This window comes from Enterobacter sp. CP102, assembly GCF_025152625.1.
In the GTDB taxonomy this organism is placed as follows: domain Bacteria; phylum Pseudomonadota; class Gammaproteobacteria; order Enterobacterales; family Enterobacteriaceae; genus Enterobacter; species Enterobacter soli.
Map to the genome: position 1 here is coordinate 3,408,336 of NZ_CP104014.1, position 16,178 is coordinate 3,424,513.

13 protein-coding genes are annotated in these 16,178 nt (G+C 54.8%); 1 reads left to right on the plus strand and 12 read right to left on the minus strand.

Translation table 11 applies throughout. The features are described 5' to 3' along the window. The first annotated feature begins 133 nt into the window (after positions 1–133). On the plus strand, positions 134–1,507 hold the full coding sequence (gene xseA, locus N1249_RS16035) for an exodeoxyribonuclease VII large subunit (RefSeq protein WP_259831032.1): 1,374 nt from the start codon (positions 134–136) through the stop codon (positions 1,505–1,507). Here the strand turns inward: xseA and N1249_RS16040 are convergent. The 12 genes from N1249_RS16040 to pbpC all read right to left on the minus strand — a co-directional run bounded on the left by N1249_RS16040 (position 1,504) and on the right by pbpC (position 16,177). Next, positions 1,504–1,719: a zinc ribbon domain-containing protein gene (locus N1249_RS16040; protein WP_014071323.1), complete on the minus strand. Its 216-nt coding sequence runs from the start codon at positions 1,717–1,719 to the stop codon at positions 1,504–1,506. The genes xseA and N1249_RS16040 overlap by 4 nt on opposite strands. Before the next feature lie 53 nt (positions 1,720–1,772). Further along, complete coding sequence (locus N1249_RS16045) at positions 1,773–2,807, minus strand: Gfo/Idh/MocA family oxidoreductase (RefSeq protein ID WP_259831034.1); 1,035 nt, start codon at positions 2,805–2,807, stop codon at positions 1,773–1,775. 63 nt (positions 2,808–2,870) lie between these two features. After that, positions 2,871–4,412, minus strand: a complete 1,542-nt coding sequence (locus tag N1249_RS16050; RefSeq protein WP_259831044.1) for a peptide MFS transporter — start codon at positions 4,410–4,412, stop codon at positions 2,871–2,873. Positions 4,413–4,712: 300 nt separating this feature from the next. After that, positions 4,713–6,188 carry a ribosome biogenesis GTPase Der gene (der, locus tag N1249_RS16055; RefSeq protein WP_259831046.1) on the minus strand — a complete coding sequence of 492 codons (1,476 nt, stop codon included), beginning with the start codon at positions 6,186–6,188 and terminating at the stop codon, positions 4,713–4,715. A 112-nt stretch (positions 6,189–6,300) separates the two neighbouring features. Continuing rightward, positions 6,301–7,479, minus strand: a complete 1,179-nt coding sequence (gene bamB / locus N1249_RS16060) for an outer membrane protein assembly factor BamB (protein WP_014071330.1) — start codon at positions 7,477–7,479, stop codon at positions 6,301–6,303. Positions 7,480–7,489: 10 nt separating this feature from the next. After that, on the minus strand, positions 7,490–8,110 hold the full coding sequence (locus tag N1249_RS16065) for a YfgM family protein (protein ID WP_259831048.1): 621 nt from the start codon (positions 8,108–8,110) through the stop codon (positions 7,490–7,492). 13 nt (positions 8,111–8,123) lie between these two features. Continuing rightward, entirely contained in the window at positions 8,124–9,398 is a 1,275-nt protein-coding gene (hisS, locus tag N1249_RS16070) for a histidine--tRNA ligase (RefSeq protein WP_217187362.1), read from the minus strand. Between the two features lie 81 nt (positions 9,399–9,479). Continuing rightward, positions 9,480–10,598, minus strand: a complete 1,119-nt coding sequence (ispG, locus tag N1249_RS16075) for a flavodoxin-dependent (E)-4-hydroxy-3-methylbut-2-enyl-diphosphate synthase (RefSeq protein ID WP_014071333.1) — start codon at positions 10,596–10,598, stop codon at positions 9,480–9,482. 26 nt (positions 10,599–10,624) lie between these two features. Continuing rightward, a complete protein-coding gene (gene rodZ, locus N1249_RS16080; protein WP_259831050.1) occupies positions 10,625–11,635 on the minus strand; it encodes a cytoskeleton protein RodZ in 1,011 nt (336 codons plus the stop codon). A 293-nt stretch (positions 11,636–11,928) separates the two neighbouring features. Beyond that, positions 11,929–13,095: a bifunctional tRNA (adenosine(37)-C2)-methyltransferase TrmG/ribosomal RNA large subunit methyltransferase RlmN gene (locus N1249_RS16085; RefSeq protein ID WP_014071335.1), complete on the minus strand. Its 1,167-nt coding sequence runs from the start codon at positions 13,093–13,095 to the stop codon at positions 11,929–11,931. A gap of 168 nt (positions 13,096–13,263) precedes the next feature. Then, entirely contained in the window at positions 13,264–13,695 is a 432-nt protein-coding gene (gene ndk / locus N1249_RS16090; RefSeq protein WP_014071336.1) for a nucleoside-diphosphate kinase, read from the minus strand. Between the two features lie 157 nt (positions 13,696–13,852). After that, positions 13,853–16,177, minus strand: a complete 2,325-nt coding sequence (pbpC, locus tag N1249_RS16095) for a peptidoglycan glycosyltransferase PbpC (protein WP_259831055.1) — start codon at positions 16,175–16,177, stop codon at positions 13,853–13,855. Position 16,178 lies beyond the last annotated feature (1 nt).

Consider the following 16,178-nt stretch of genomic DNA (forward strand, 5'->3'; position numbering starts at 1 on the left):
AAATATTGCCGTGGCATTATACAGAGCGTAACCGATTGCATCCACACTTTTTTATAAAAAATACTTGCGATCCCCTCTCAGCAGGTTACTATCGACTGAATAACTTGCTGATTTAGAATTTGATCCCGCTCACATGTTATCCTCTCAAGCCCCCTCAATTTTTACTGTCAGCCGCCTAAATCAAACGGTTCGTTTACTGCTTGAGCAGGAAATGGGGCAGGTCTGGATCAGCGGTGAAATCTCGAACTTCACCCAACCGTCATCCGGCCACTGGTACTTTACGCTAAAAGACGATACCGCCCAGGTACGCTGTGCGATGTTCCGCAACAGCAATCGTCGCGTTACCTTCCGCCCGCAGCATGGTCAGCAGGTTCTGGTTCGCGCCAATATCACCCTGTATGAACCACGCGGTGACTATCAGATTATTGTTGAGAGTATGCAGCCTGCGGGTGAAGGCTTACTGCAACAAAAATACGAACAGTTAAAAGCCAAACTCTCCGCAGAGGGGCTGTTCGACCAGCAGTTCAAAAAACCACTGCCCTCACCTGCGCACTGCGTGGGCGTCATCACCTCTAAGACCGGCGCAGCCCTGCACGATATTTTGCACGTGCTTAAGCGCCGTGATCCTTCCCTGCCCGTCATCATCTACCCGACAGCCGTTCAGGGTGACGATGCGCCGGCGCAAATCGTCCGCGCAATAGAGCTGGCCAACGCGCGTCAGGAGTGTGACGTGCTGATCGTCGGTCGCGGCGGCGGTTCGCTGGAAGACTTGTGGAGCTTTAACGACGAGCGGGTGGCGCGGGCCATCTTTGCCAGCCTTATCCCGGTGGTGAGCGCCGTCGGGCACGAAACAGACGTGACCATCGCTGATTTTGTGGCGGATCTGCGCGCACCAACGCCGTCAGCGGCGGCAGAAGTGGTGAGCCGCAATCAGCTGGAGTTACTGCGCCAGCTTCAGAACGGGCAGCAGCGTCTTGAAATGGCGATGGATTATTTCCTCGCGAATCGCACCCGCCGCTTTACGCAGCTTCATCATCGCCTGCAACAGCAGCACCCTCAGCTGCGTCTGGCGCGTCAGCAGACCGTGCTGGATCGCCTGCGTCAGCGGATGAACTTTGCGCTGGATAATCAGCTTAAGCGCGCGGTATCACGCCAGCAGCGTGTGACCCAGCGCCTGAACCAGCAGAACCCGCAGCCGAAAATTTATCGCGCGCAAACGCGGATTCAGCAGCTGGAGTTTCGTCTGGCAGAGAACCTGCGTGCACGGCTGAGCAGCACCCGTGAACGCTTTGGGAATGCCGTAACCCATCTTGAGGCCGTCAGCCCGCTCTCTACGCTGGCGCGTGGCTACAGCGTGACAACCGCAACGGATGGCAAAGTGCTGAAGCAGACCAGACAAGTGAAAGCCGGTGATGTGCTCACCACCCGCCTGTCAGATGGCTGGGTGGAAAGCGAAGTGAAAGGAGTGACCGCTGCGAAAAAAACGCGGAAGAAAAAGCCGGATTAAACCGGCACAAATTCCACACGTTTTTTAGAGATCAACCCGTGGCCGTTCTGGCAGAAATAATCCACTGCACCGCAGGCTTTTAGCACCTGGAGCGGCTTATGGCACTCCGGGCAGCGCGCTTCCAGCGCAATATCGTTGTTACACTGTTCACAGTGCGCCACACCGTTCTGTGGCTCCAGCTCTGCATGACAATCCGGGCAGATAATCGACATAGTGACTCCTTTGGCCAGGTATTCATTACTGCGTTAATTTTATCACGATGCGCTTAATGAAGGCCACGCAGCTGTTGCTGTAATGTCAGCAGCAGCTCAACCTCTTCAATCCTGCGTTGCGTTGTGCGGGGTACTTCCTGCGGATTGCGTCCGAACAGACTTTGTGACCCCAGAATATGCCCGGCCAGGCAGTGCTCATAGATAGAGCCTGGCACCTGCCAGCGCTGAATGTCCGCGCCATCAATATGCTCCAGAACATCTTCTGCACCGCGTCTGTCGTGGCTGATGATGCGCCCGTCGCACAGATAAATCCGCAGCCCTTTTTGCCCGCCAGACGGCCCGGCATATTTGTTTAGCCAGAGATCGACCGGCACGCCGCTGATCTGCCCCTGAAGGTGTGCCTCGCCCTCTGCGGTGGTCAAATCCCCTTTCCCGATACCCCGCCCCAGGCGGTCCTTCGCGGCCACCACCTGCAAGGTCATATCGCCCTTTCCCCCCAGATAACGCAAGGTTTCACGCATCATCGCCAGCACATGCGTGCCGATATCCAGGATAACGCCATCCGGGTGGCGAAGTGTGCGTGTATCCGGCTCGCCGGTGGCAAAGTTCAGCGCAATGGGCTCACCCGCCGCGTTAAATCCACTCGGCTCCTGAAGAAATCCTTCGATACTGACAATATCAGCCACGGTATCGACCAGCCCATGCTGCACGGTACCGAGACGCGCCATCCAGTGATCGAGCGCCAGCACGCGGCTAGCCGCACCGGGCAAGGCCAGCAGTGTTTTCAGTTTTTCGATTTGGGCAAGCGTTGCGACGATAGGTTTTTCGACCACAATACGCGGGACCGGGGAAGCCAGCGCCTGCTCAAGCACCTCAAGATGGTGCAGAGAAGCCGTGGTGATAAACAGGGTGTCGAGAGGTTGGGTGAGGAGTTCAGAAAGTGATGTGCATCGCGTCACGCCGTCGGGCTGTTTTGCGGGGTCAACATCAAACCCCAGACACTGTAGCGAGTCGCTAAAGCGAAGTCGTAAAGCAGGCAGGTATGCCGTTTCAACTACGGAGCCAAGTCCAACAAACCCTAACAGCATGTGCTTACCTCGTTGAGTAAATTGCCGGGGCATTACGCCTGCCCCGGCAACATCGAGGTTTTATCAGGCGTCAGCGGCCGGTTTAGTCTGGGTATTTTCCAGCATCCGGCGTACCGGAACAATGAGCACAATCAGTACCGCGGCACAAATCAGCAGTGCGACAGAACAGCGGGCAAACAGATCCGGCAGCATATTAAGCTGATCGGCCTTCACATGCCCGCCAATCAGGCCAGCCGCCAGGTTGCCCAGCGCGCTTGCGCAGAACCACAGGCCCATCATCTGACCACGCATTCTTTCCGGTGCCAGCAGCGTCATGGTCGCCAGACCAATCGGGCTTAAGCACAGCTCGCCCAGCGTCAGCATCAGAATACTGCCTACCAGCCAGAACGGAGAAACCCCTGCCCCGCCGTTAGCCAGCACATTCTGCGCGGCCAGCATCATCAGGCCAAAGCCCGCTGCGGCACACAGAATACCGATAACGAATTTGGTGATGCTGCTCGGGCGAATGTTCATGCTCGCAAGCTTCGGCCATGCCCAGCTAAATACCGGTGCCAGAATGATGATAAACAGGGCGTTGACTGACTGGAACCACACCGCCGGGATCTCAAAATCGCCGATCATGCGGTTAGTGTAGTCGTTAGCAAACAGGTTGAACGAGGTTGGCTTTTGCTCAAATGCAGACCAGAAGAATGCAGCAGAAACCAGCAAGATGAAACACACCAGCAGTCTGGCGCGCTCTTTACGGTTGAGGCCGGCAAAAACAAACAGATAGATGAAGTACAGAGCAACAGACGCGGCAATGACGTAAACCAGCGTACTGGCAACCGCTACCGGGTTAATGACAATTACACCCTGCGCAATCAGCGTCACAACAATAGCCACACCCACGGCCAGCGCCAGCAGCCAGGCACCCACGCCTTTTCGCTTCACGACCGGGCTGTTCCAGGTGGAATCCAGGCCAACTTCACTGTCATAACGTTTCATGGATGGAACGGCAAACACGCGGAAGATAACCAGCGCCACCAGCATCCCGATACCACCGATACCAAAGCCCCAGTGCCAGCCGTGGGTTTTAATCAGCCAGCCGGAGATCAGCGGAGCAATGAACGACCCCATGTTGATGCCCATATAAAACAGCGAAAAACCGCCGTCACGGCGTGCATCGCCTTTTTTATACAGGGTCCCGACCATCACCGAGATACAGGTTTTAAACAGGCCAGAGCCGAGCACAATAAACATCAGGCCGATGAAGAACAGGTTATTCCCCATCACAGCAGACAGTGCGATCGACAGGTGGCCAAGGGCGATCAGAATAGAGCCGTACCAGACGGCTTTTTGCTGGCCGAGCCAGTTATCTGCCAGCCAGCCGCCCGGCAGCGCAGCGAGGTACATCGCACCGGCAAAAATCCCCACGATGGCAGACGCGTTCTCACGTGCCAGCCCCATGCCGCCGTCATAAACGGTTGCCGCCATAAACAGAATGAGTAACGGGCGGATACCGTAAAACGAGAAGCGCTCCCACATTTCAGTAAAGAACAGTGAGCCAAGCGGATACGGATGGCCGAAGAACGTTCGGCTTTCTTTTTGATTAACAGAGGATTGCATAATTCTCCCGAGAAGGTATGTCGTCGTGCTTGTAAACACCGCAAAACACGCCGACCAGTTATATATCTGGCCGATTTTTTGCCTGCGGCGAAGAGTTATTTAACCATTTGATAACCTGGTGCCAGTTTTGTCTAGTACCAACAGCAGGCCTTTAAGATGAAAGTTCGACAATCGTCTACTTTCTCAGATTTAAAATTGGCTAATAACGAATAGTGATTGACATCACACAGAGAAACATACGACAGGTTCAGACGAAAAAAAACCCGCGAAATACGCGGGTTATATGAAAGCAGGCAATGATTATTTGCTTTTCTTGATGTGCTTAATCAAACGCTTACGCTTACGCATCTGGTTTGGCGTCAGGGTATTGCGCTTGTTGGCAAACGGGTTATCCCCTTCCTTGAACTGGATACGGATAGGTGTGCCCATCACATCCAGCGATTTACGGAAGTAGTTCATCAGATAACGTTTGTAGGAATCCGGCAGATCTTTCACCTGGTTACCGTGGATAACCACGATTGGCGGGTTATAACCACCGGCGTGAGCGTATTTCAGCTTCACGCGACGACCACGCACCAGCGGCGGCTGATGGTCTTCTGCTGCCATATTCATGATACGGGTCAGCATCGCAGTACTCTGACGACGGGTAGAGCTGTCATAGGCTTCGCGAACGGAATCAAACAGGTTACCCACGCCGCTACCGTGTAGCGCAGAGATAAAGTGCACACGCGCGAAGTCGATAAAGCCCAGACGGAAGTCCAGCGTCTCTTTCACCTGCTCGCGCACTTCATTGCTCAGGCCGTCCCACTTGTTGACGACGATAACCAGTGAGCGACCGCTGTTGAGGATAAAGCCCAGCAGCGACAGATCCTGATCGGAGATCCCTTCGCGCGCATCGATAACCAGCAGCACCACGTTGGCATCTTCGATTGCCTGTAGGGTTTTGATAACGGAGAATTTTTCCACCACATCGGTGATTTTCCCACGTTTACGCACACCGGCAGTATCGATAAGTACGTACTCACGTTCATCGCGCTGCATCGGGATGTAGATACTGTCACGCGTGGTGCCAGGCATGTCGTAAACGACCACGCGCTCTTCACCCAGAATACGGTTAGTAAGCGTAGACTTACCTACGTTTGGGCGGCCCACAATCGCCAGCTTAATAGGCAGATCCTGCGGGTTGAATGCCTCTTCAGGCTCTTCTTCTTCGCCCTCTTCACCTTCTTCGAACTGCGCCCAGTATTCGGCGTCTTCGTCCACTTCTTCCGGCGGGTTCACTTCGTCAACCCACGGCAGCAGAACGGTTTCGAGCAGGCTGGTCACGCCACGGCCATGAGAAGCGGCGATTGGGTAGATATCACCCAGACCTAAAGACCAGAAATCAGCAACAGCCTGATCGGCATCGATGCCGTCAGTTTTGTTGGCCACCAGGAAGGTTGGCTTTTCACGCGCGCGCAGATGTTTAGCGATAGCGGAGTCCGCTGGCATCAGGCCTGCACGAGCATCGACCATAAACAGAACAACGTCTGCTTCTTCGATAGCCAGCAGAGACTGTTCCGCCATACGGGTTTCGACGCCGTCTTCAGTTCCATCAATACCGCCGGTATCGATGCAGATGAACTCACGTCCTTCCACTTCTGCACGACCGTACTTACGGTCACGCGTCAGCCCCGGGAAATCCGCAACCAGCGCATCACGGGTGCGTGTTAAACGGTTAAAAAGAGTGGATTTTCCAACGTTAGGGCGCCCGACAAGCGCGACCACAGGTACCATGTTTGAAGCCTCATAAAATTCAAAATCACGTCGCTTTCGCGGCGTTTTTAAAAAAGTCAAAACGGCCCCTGAATTAACAGGAGCCGTTTAGTATACAACAACCGCTGAGTAATTAACGCGTGATCGCGTACAGCGTGCCGTCTTTTGCCTGGATCAGCAGTTTGCCATCAGCCACAACTGGTTCGGTCAGGAAGCCAGAGCTGTCAACTTTTTGCTGAGCAGTGAAGCGACCCGTTTCTGGGTCAATCCAGTGCATATAACCTTCGCTATCACCCACAACCAGGCTGCCGTTATACAGCGCCGGTGCCGTCAGCAGACGGTGCAGCAGATCGCTTTGCGTCCACAGCGTTACGCCACCTTCGGTGTTCAGTGCCAGCAGGCGATCGTTCTGATCAACCATATAAATACGGTTGCCATCAACGATGAAATCATTCACAGAGCCCAGCTCACGTTTCCACATGATCTGGCCGCTACGCAGGTCCAGCGCGGTCAGGTTACCATTATAAGCCAGCGCGTAAACCACGCCATTGACGATAACTGGCGTTGTGTCCACGTCGCTCAGGCGGTCAATTTCAGTTGAACCGGTTGCCTGAGAGATACGCTGCTGCCAAATCATCTGGCCCTGCTGCATCAGTACCGCACTGACACGACCATTGTCGCCGCCAACAATCGCCGCGCCAAAAGCAGATGCCGGAGCAGATTCACCGCGCAAAGACAGTGAAGGCATATCCAGGTTTACCGTCCATTTCACCAGACCGTCGGCTTCGTTCAGCGCCTGCAACTGGCCGTTGCTGGTGTGGATCAGAACCAGACCATCGCTCACAACCGGGCGGGACAGCGATTCGCCAGCCACCGTGGTTTGCCATGCGATTGAGCCATCACTGGTGTTCAGCGCGTAAACCTGCGCTTTTTCACTGCCCACATAGACGTGGCCGCCAGCAACCGTCAGGCCGCCAGAGAGCAGTGCAGGCTTACGGGAGAACCAGCCATCTTTTTCCGCCAGGTTAACGGACCACACTTCTTTTCCGTCATCGGAATTAAGTGCTTTTACCGTGCCTTTACGGTCAGCCGCATAGACAACACTGTCAGCAAATGCCGGGTGCAGGTTGGAATAAAATTCACCAATACCGTCACCGACGGAAGAGCTCCACGCGGTTGACGGGGTAAACTGGTTTTCAACCGTCGGCAGCGGGGACATTTTTACAACATCTTCTTCGCCACTGAACAGTGAACAGCCACTCAATAACGTAACAGAAAGCAGTCCTGGCAGAAGTAATTTACGCAATTGCATCGGGTCCCTCTCAGACGGACAAATTATTTATTTTCATCTGCATCATTTCGCTCAGCGCAGGTGAAGCTTTGCTATCTACGCCAGCTTGCCACGCTTTACGCGCGCCCTCTTTGTCACCTTTGCTCAGCAGTGCTTCACCGCGCAGGTCGGCAACAATGGCCGCAAAGCCTTCACCTTTGATGGTATCGAGCGTTTTCAGCGCATCATCGGCTTTTTTCTGCTGAACCTGGATACGCGCCAGACGCATGTTGATGACCGCTTTCAGGTTCTCATCACTCGCCGCAGCAAGGCCTTGTGACAGCTGTGCTACCGCTTTATCCAGCTCATTTTTATCAACAAACTGCTGCGCGACTTCCAGTGCGGCCAGCGCACCGTAGGTGTTTTTGTTTTCAGCAGAAAATTTCTCGGCAGCGGTCAGCGTTTGCGGCTGATCGGCACGGATAGCGCTGATGGTGTTTTCATACGCCAGAGAAGCGCCACGCGCGGAATCAGCCTGATGACCGTTCCAGTAACGCCAGCCCATTAACGCACCCACACCCAAAATTACCCCAACAGCCAGTGCTTTACCGTTTTCAGCAAAGAAGCGTTTAATCGCATCAACCTGGTCGTTTTCGTTCTCGTAAATTTCCACGCAGTTCTTCTCCTTAGGAAGTCAAAGCGCGCAAGTGCGCCGCAACGCCATCCTGCGTTACCGTTGTTTGCTCACCAGAGCGCAGGTCTTTAACCACCACTTCGCCGTTAGCCACTTCAGACTCACCCAGCACCAGTGCAACACTTGCGCCCCACTTATCGGCACGAGCAAACTGTTTTTTGAAGTTGCCGCCGCCATGGTTGGTCATCAGCTTAACGCCCGGCAGTTCATCACGAACGCGTTCGGCAAGCTGCATTGCCGCAGACTGCGTATCCGCGCCTGAGGCCACCAGGTATATATCGACAACGGAATCTGCTTTAAATTCCGGATTAACTGCCTGAACCAGCAAAACAAGTCGCTCAAGGCCCATTGCAAAACCAACGGCAGGTGCCGCACGGCCACCAAGCTGTTCAACCAGACCGTCATAACGACCGCCTGCGCATACGGTTCCCTGTGAGCCGAGGCTGCTCGTTACCCACTCGAAAACGGTACGGTTGTAATAATCCAGACCGCGCACCAGACGCTGGTTGACGGTATAAGCAATGCCTGCTGCTTCCAGCAGTTTGCACAGACCCGCGAAGTGCTCGCGAGAATCATCGTCCAGGTAATCACCCAGCGCAGGTGCATCGTTCAACAGCGCCTGAACTTCCGGGTTTTTAGAATCAAGAACACGCAGCGGGTTGCTGTACATGCGACGTTTGCAGTCTTCGTCCAGCGACTCTTTATGCTGTTCCAGGAACGCAACCAGCGCATCGCGGTAGTTCGCACGTGCTTCCAGAGAACCGATAGAGTTCAGCTCCAGAGAAACGTGCTCAGAAATACCGAGCGCGCGCCACCAGCGAGCAGTCAGCATAATCAGTTCGGCATCGATGTCCGGACCTTGCAGACCAAAGACTTCAACACCTAACTGGTTGAACTGGCGGTAACGACCTTTCTGTGGACGTTCGTGGCGGAACATCGGGCCGATGTACCACAGGCGCTGCTCCTGATTGTACAGGAGACCATGTTCGATGCCGGCGCGTACGCAGCCCGCCGTACCTTCCGGACGCAGTGTCAGGCTGTCGCCGTTGCGGTCCTCAAAGGTGTACATCTCTTTTTCAACCACGTCGGTCACTTCGCCGATCGCGCGTTTGAATAACGGGGTCTGCTCTACAATCGGCAAACGGATTTCGCTGTAACCGTAGCTGCCGAGCACCTGTTTCAGTGTGCCTTCAATGCGCTGCCAGATGGCGGTTTCGCCAGGCAGATAATCGTTCATGCCGCGGATGGCTTGAATGTTTTTTGCCACGTTTATTCTCTTTCTATATACAAAAAAGAACCCAAAGAATGGGTTCAATCATACATGGGAAGCGAGCGGCTTCCCATCACGTTATTTTTCAACCTGCTGGATGCTGATACGCTGCGCTTCATCCATCATCGTGGCTTTGGCGCGAATGCGGGCTTCAAGCTGGTCGATCATGTCGCTATTATCCAGACGATCTTTACGAATACCATCTTCATAGAGACCACTTTTCTTGTTACCACCGGTTACGCCAAGCGTTGACACGAGCGCTTCACCTGGACCATTCACCACACAACCGATAATGGACACATCCATCGGGGTGATAATGTCTTCCAGACGCTGCTCAAGGGCATTCACCGTACCGATCACGTCAAACTCCTGACGCGAACAGGTTGGGCAGGCAATAAAGTTGATCCCACGCGCGCGGATACGCAGTGATTTCAGGATATCGAAACCGACTTTGATCTCTTCAACCGGATCGGCTGCCAGAGAGACACGCAGGGTGTCGCCGATCCCTTCCGAGAGCAGCAGCCCCAGACCGATCGCCGATTTTACGGAACCGCTACGCAGGCCACCAGCTTCGGTGATCCCCAGGTGTAGTGGCTGATCGATCTGCTTGGCCAGCAGACGGTAAGATTCCACCGCCAGGAAAACATCAGAAGCTTTCACGCTGACTTTGAACTGATCGAAGTTAAGACGATCCAGATGATCCACATGGCGCATAGCCGATTCAAGCAGCGCCTGCGGCGTTGGCTCGCCATACTTTTCTTGCAGATCTTTTTCCAGAGAACCGGCGTTTACACCGATACGGATTGGAATATTTTTGTCACGCGCGCAGTCCACCACCATGCGGATACGTTCTTCGTTACCGATGTTACCTGGGTTGATGCGCAGGCAGTCAACGCCATATTCGGCGACTTTGAGTGCAATACGGTAGTCGAAGTGAATATCTGCAACCAGCGGGACACTGACCTGTTGTTTGATCAGTTTGAACGCCTCGGCGGCATCCATGGTTGGCACGGAAACGCGGACAATGTCCGCGCCGACGCGTTCTAATGCTTTGATTTGATTGACCGTGGCTTCCACATCCGTGGTGCGCGTGTTGGTCATCGACTGGACGGCGATAGGAGCCCCATCGCCGATTGGCACATTCCCAACGTAAATCCGTTTCGATTTTCTACGTTGAATCGGAGCCTGGTTATGCATGAAAAATCTCCCGCGTTGCCCGTCTGTTACTGTGCTGCTGATTGTTCGGCATTAACGGTAAGACGCGCAACCTGGTTAGTTCTGATAAAGCGGCTCAGATCGACAGGTTTACCCTGGTACTGGATCTGTACCGCTGCCGGAGCGCCGATTTTAAGTTTGTAAGGTGCCTGGCCCGTCAGGTTTAACGTGCCATCTTTACGCTGTAAGCCGCTGAAAAGTTTTTTACCGGTTGCATCGGTCACTTCTAACCAGCAATCGGCCGAGAAGTTCATCACCAGCGCATTCGGGTCGGCCGCAGCATTCGCTACGCCCGCCTGGTCGGTTGGCAGTGGCTGAGCCGCGCTATCCGCAGGTGCAGGTGCCGCTGGCGTGGTTGCCGCGGTATCAACATTCGCCTGAGAAGGGGCCACAACGGTATTATTTGATGCTGGCGCAGCGGGATTAGCTGCTGGCGCTTGTGCCTGAGCCGGGTCGGTTGCAGGTGTATCTGTTGCAGCAGTTTGCGGGTCGTTAGACGTTGCCGCATTGTCAGTGTTCAGCGGCACGTTCTGTGCGTTATCGCTGCCTGCGTTGTTCAGCTCGGCGGAAGATTGATCGGCCATGGTGGTGATCTCTTCCTGCTGCGCTTTGTGGTTTTGCCACCACCATGCGCCCGTCAGGCCAATCACCACAAACAGCACCAGCCAGGTAAAGCTCATCAACCAGCCATCACGTTTTTTACGACGTTTCCCCAACGAGAAGGTCTGCATCGGCGCAACTTTTGCTGCACGCACCGGCGCCTGCTTCTCGATCATAGGCAGTAATTCTTCTTCGGGGATATGCACCAGTTTTGCGTAAGAGCGGATATAACCACGCAGAAATGTTGAAGCCAGATCGGCAGGCGCCTTATCTTCTTCAATATCGCGAACCGTGGAAACCTTCAGGCACAAGCGTTCTGCAACAGCTTGCTGGCTGAGTCCGAGTTGTTCACGGGCGTTGCGAAGACGAACGCCAGTGGAGAGTGCTTCATGTTGGTCGTGAGTGGCTTCAGTATTCATTCGCTACAACTACTGGTACGTGAAAAATAAGGGTTCAGGTGCCGGTGAGTCACAATGCCACCCGCACCGCGAAACTTCTGGTCAGTTAACCTCGAACAGACAGTATAAGACTGTCAGCCCGTAGATGACAGTACAGCTCTGCCTGCGCAGCCAAACTGTTTTTAGGCCGTTACATACTGCCCGAAAGTCGCATGAAACGCACCGTAATTATTAATCAATCATCACGAATATGACTGATTATTCAGTAAGATTATGCGTCACGGCGACGATGATGCGCCGTGACTGCATAATAATCAAACAGCTTTCACCGCGATTGTCTCACCCTGCATACGTTTACGCAGTGTGCGTTTCGTACGGTCAATCACATCACCTGCCAGCTGTCCGCACGCGGCATCAATGTCATCACCACGTGTTTTACGCACGATAGTGGTGAAACCGTACTCCATCAGTACTTTGGAGAAACGATCGATACGGCTGTTTGAGCTGCGGCCATACGGCGCGCCCGGGAACGGGTTCCATGGAATCAGGTTAATCTTGCACGGCGTATCTTTCAGCAGCTCAGCCAGTTCGTGTGCATGTTCGGTACCGTCGTTCACGTGATCCAGCATCACGTATTCGATGGTTACGCGCCCCTGGTTCGCATTGGATTTCTCAAGGTAACGGCGAACACCGGCGAGGAAGGTTTCGATATTGTACTTTTTGTTGATCGGCACAATTTCGTCACGAATCGCATCGTTTGGCGCGTGCAGGGAAATTGCCAGCGCAACGTCAATCATGTCGCCGAGCTTATCCAGCGCAGGTACAACACCTGAGGTAGACAGGGTCACTCGACGCTTGGACAGACCAAAACCGAAATCATCCAGCATGATTTCCATCGCCGGTACGACGTTGGTCAGGTTCAGCAGGGGTTCACCCATGCCCATCATCACCACGTTGGTGATGGGACGCGTGCCCGTCACTTTTGCTGCGCCCACGATTTTAGCCGCACGCCACACCTGGCCGATAATTTCGGACACGCGCAGGTTACGGTTAAAGCCTTGCTGAGCCGTAGAGCAGAATTTGCACTCAAGCGCACAACCGACCTGAGAAGAGACGCACAGCGTGGCGCGGTCATCTTCCGGGATATACACGGTTTCAACGCGCTGATCGCCTACGGCGATAGCCCATTTGATGGTGCCATCGGCAGAGCGCTGTTCTTCTACCACTTCCGGCGCACGAATTTCGGCTACTTCTTTAAGCTTATTGCGCAGCACCTTGTTGATGTCAGTCATGTCATCAAAGTTGTCGCTGCAATAGTGGTACATCCATTTCATGACCTGGTCGGCACGAAACGGCTTCTCGCCCATCTCTTTAAAGAATTCGCGCATCTGCTGACGGTTCAGATCCAACAGGTTGATTTTTCCATTTTTATTTGGAACCGCAGGAATGACGACTTCGGAGGTATTCACTAGTTCAGACATAATTTTTTCCGGCCTCGTTGTTACACGTTATGGCCCGTGGAGGGTTAAAAAGAAACGCCCCGGAAAGCATCTGCTCGTCCGGGGCGTTGCATTGTACAAAGTCTGGCGCAGGGATGCCACGTCTGCACGCGGCATTTACGAAAATAATGTGTAAACGAAACCGTTAAATTAACGGGTACGTGGACACACTTCGCCTTCAGCGAAGAAGAAAGCGATTTCGCGCGCAGCAGATTCTACGGAGTCAGAACCGTGGGTGCCGTTCTCGGTGAAGCTGTCAGCGTAGTCAGCGCGCAGAGTACCTGCCAGCGCGTTATCCGGGTTGGTTGCGCCCAGCAGATCGCGGTGACGCTGTACTGCGTTTTCGCCTTCCAGTACGGAAACGACGATTGGGCCAGAAGTCATGAACTCAACCAGGCCGTCGAAGAATGGGCGACCTTCGTGCTCAGCATAGAAACCGCGAGCCTGTTCAACGCTCAGGTGCAGCATTTTGGTGCCAACGATTTTGAACCCTGCAGATTCAAAGCGAGCGAAGATGCTGCCAATAACGTTTTTTGCCACCGCGTTTGGTTTGATGATGGAAAAAGTACGTTCAATAGCCATGATAACCTCTGTCAAATGTTCTGTTGTTTTGCATACCGGAGTATGGTGTGGCGCGGATTATAATGAGCAATAGCGCCATTGCCTACGGTTCTAAGTAACATTTTTTTAAAATAAGATGAGTTTTAGCAACAGCTCACATCTAAAGGCCACTATTTTGCTACTGAAGCGTAAAGTTCACCGTTGTTACCTGACCTGCATCATCCATTACCAGTAACTGATAATCACCTGACTTATCAAGCTGTAAAGTGTAAACCCTTCCTTTCACATCCAGCGGTTCACCGTTTAAAAACCACCAGCGTTCGCCGCTACTGCCACTGGCCTGGAGAGGCAGCGACACACGCGCTTCACCCGGCAGACGCTTGATAACGGCCCCTTCACGCACGCCAGAGAGGATAAGCGGTGCTGGCGAATCCTGTGCTAACGGCGGACAAACCGCAGACGCTGCGGGGCTCCTTGCCGCCCGCCGCTCGGCTGCCGGAAGCCAGGGTTCCAGCGGCAGCGGCCACACGTCCACGACCTTCTCTGTGGCATCCGGGCAATCCGCGGCAACACGCTTGCCCTCTTTATTCAGCCAGATGGGGAAGCGGATACCGCGAACGCCTTCCTGCTCCGGCAGCAGCAGCGTAGGCGGCTCGCTGCCATCCAGTAGCCAGGTCGAAAGGCGACGACGGCAGTTCTCGCTACCTTCCGACAGCGACTGCCCGCCTGGCCAGCAGATAACACCGCGCCCAACCGATGCCGGACGTGGATCGCGCGGCAGACGCGCTTCAGCAATCGTTGAGCGAGACTGAAGCATGTTATTAACCTGATTGAGCAATGGCACCGCACTCGCGAAGCCAAACTGCCCCGCCACTGGCGTGCCGTCCGGCCGGCCGGTCCAGATCCCAATGATATAGCGGGCGTTAAGACCAATGGCCCAGGCATCCCGATAGCCATAGCTGGTGCCGGTTTTCCAGGCGAGCGGCACCACCTGTGGCAGTGTGCCATCCGGCAGAGGTTGTGCCTCGTTCGCCAGGATCCGGCGAATAATCCACGCCGCACCCGGTGACAACAAAGGGCGTTCCAGAAGCGGGTCTCCTGGCCGGACACGCAGTTTTGCCGCTTTGCCGTGACGGGCAAACGCACTGTAGGCAGCCGTAATATCCGCGAGCCGTGCTCCTGCCCCCCCCAGGATGAGCGATAAATTGGGCTGAGCACCCGCAGGCAGAATAAGCGGAAGTCCGGCATTGCTGAGCATTCCGGCAAAACGTTTTGGCCCGTAGGCTTCCAGTACCTGCACCGCCGGGAGGTTCAGCGATCGCACCAGCGCTTCGCTCATACTGACGGGCCCATGAAATCCGCTATCGAAATTACCGGGTCGATAATCCCCGGTGCGGCGCGGCACATCCTGTAGCAGTGACGCAGGATGGATCAGCCCCTCGTCCAGCGCCATGCCATAGATAAAGGGCTTGAGCACCGAACCCGGCGATCGGATCGCATTGACCATGTCCACATGGCTGAACCGGCTGTCATCGTTGATATCCACGGAGCCTACCCAGCCGCGCACTTTCATATCGGTATGATCGACGACGATCATCGCCAGTGAGCTTCTTTCCGGCAGGCGCGCCTTCCAGTTCAGCGCCAGCTCCTCAAGCTGTCGCTGCAATGACGCATCCAGCGTGGTGACGATTTTGTTGTCCCGGCTTTTGCCGAGCATCATCCGTGAAAAAAGCGGCGCCAGCTGCGGCATTTGCCGTGGTGCCAGCCAGACGGCCTCTTCACGGGACTCTTTAACCTGCTGTGCTGACCAGACGCCCTGAGTCACCATTCTGTCGAGCACTTTATTGCGCGCGGCTTCAGCACGCTCCGGCCATCTGTCAGGGCGTAACCGGCTTGGCGCCTGGGGTAAAACGGCCAGCAGCGCGGCTTCCGAATAGCTTAGCTGCGAGGGCGGTTTGCCAAGATAAGTCCAGCTGGCCGCACCCACGCCCTGCAACGTGCCGCCAAAGGGCGCACGGTTCAGATAGAGCGTCAGAATATCGCGTTTTGAGAGATGCCATTCGAGCTGGACCGCCCGCCAGAGCTGGCGGATTTTACCGCCAAAGGTACGCGGATGCGGGTCGAGTAATCGTGCAACCTGCATGGTGAGCGTGCTTCCCCCGGACACCACTTTGCCGGAGCTCAGATCCTGCCAGGCCGCACGCAGCACGGAAAAAGGGTTAACGCCGGGATGGTCCCAGAACCAGCGGTCTTCATACTGGATCAGGGCGTCGAGATAGCGCGGAGAAACTTCTTCAATGGTCACCGGATAACGCCAGATCCCTTCGCTGTCGGCAAAGCGCCACAGTGGCGTCCCCTGCTCATCCACCACCACGCGCGCGGGGTTGACCTCTTTGAGCGGTAACGGCCACAGGCGGTCGGCGGCAATGATCAGCCCCCATAAAACGAGAAGCGCTCCCGCGAGCTGAAGCCAGCGGGAGCGTGTCAGACGAGCTATCTGCATG

Coding starts and splice junctions, on each gene's coding strand:
- xseA (WP_259831032.1), top strand. CDS start 134: ATGTTATCCTCTCAAGCCCCCTCAATTTTTACTGTCAGCCGCCTAAAT.
- N1249_RS16040 (WP_014071323.1), bottom strand. CDS start 1,719: ATGTCGATTATCTGCCCGGATTGTCATGCAGAGCTGGAGCCACAGAAC.
- N1249_RS16045 (WP_259831034.1), bottom strand. CDS start 2,807: ATGCTGTTAGGGTTTGTTGGACTTGGCTCCGTAGTTGAAACGGCATAC.
- N1249_RS16050 (WP_259831044.1), bottom strand. CDS start 4,412: ATGCAATCCTCTGTTAATCAAAAAGAAAGCCGAACGTTCTTCGGCCAT.
- der (WP_259831046.1), bottom strand. CDS start 6,188: ATGGTACCTGTGGTCGCGCTTGTCGGGCGCCCTAACGTTGGAAAATCC.
- bamB (WP_014071330.1), bottom strand. CDS start 7,479: ATGCAATTGCGTAAATTACTTCTGCCAGGACTGCTTTCTGTTACGTTA.
- ispG (WP_014071333.1), bottom strand. CDS start 10,598: ATGCATAACCAGGCTCCGATTCAACGTAGAAAATCGAAACGGATTTAC.
- rodZ (WP_259831050.1), bottom strand. CDS start 11,635: ATGAATACTGAAGCCACTCACGACCAACATGAAGCACTCTCCACTGGC.
- N1249_RS16085 (WP_014071335.1), bottom strand. CDS start 13,095: ATGTCTGAACTAGTGAATACCTCCGAAGTCGTCATTCCTGCGGTTCCA.
- ndk (WP_014071336.1), bottom strand. CDS start 13,695: ATGGCTATTGAACGTACTTTTTCCATCATCAAACCAAACGCGGTGGCA.
- pbpC (WP_259831055.1), bottom strand. CDS start 16,177: ATGCAGATAGCTCGTCTGACACGCTCCCGCTGGCTTCAGCTCGCGGGA.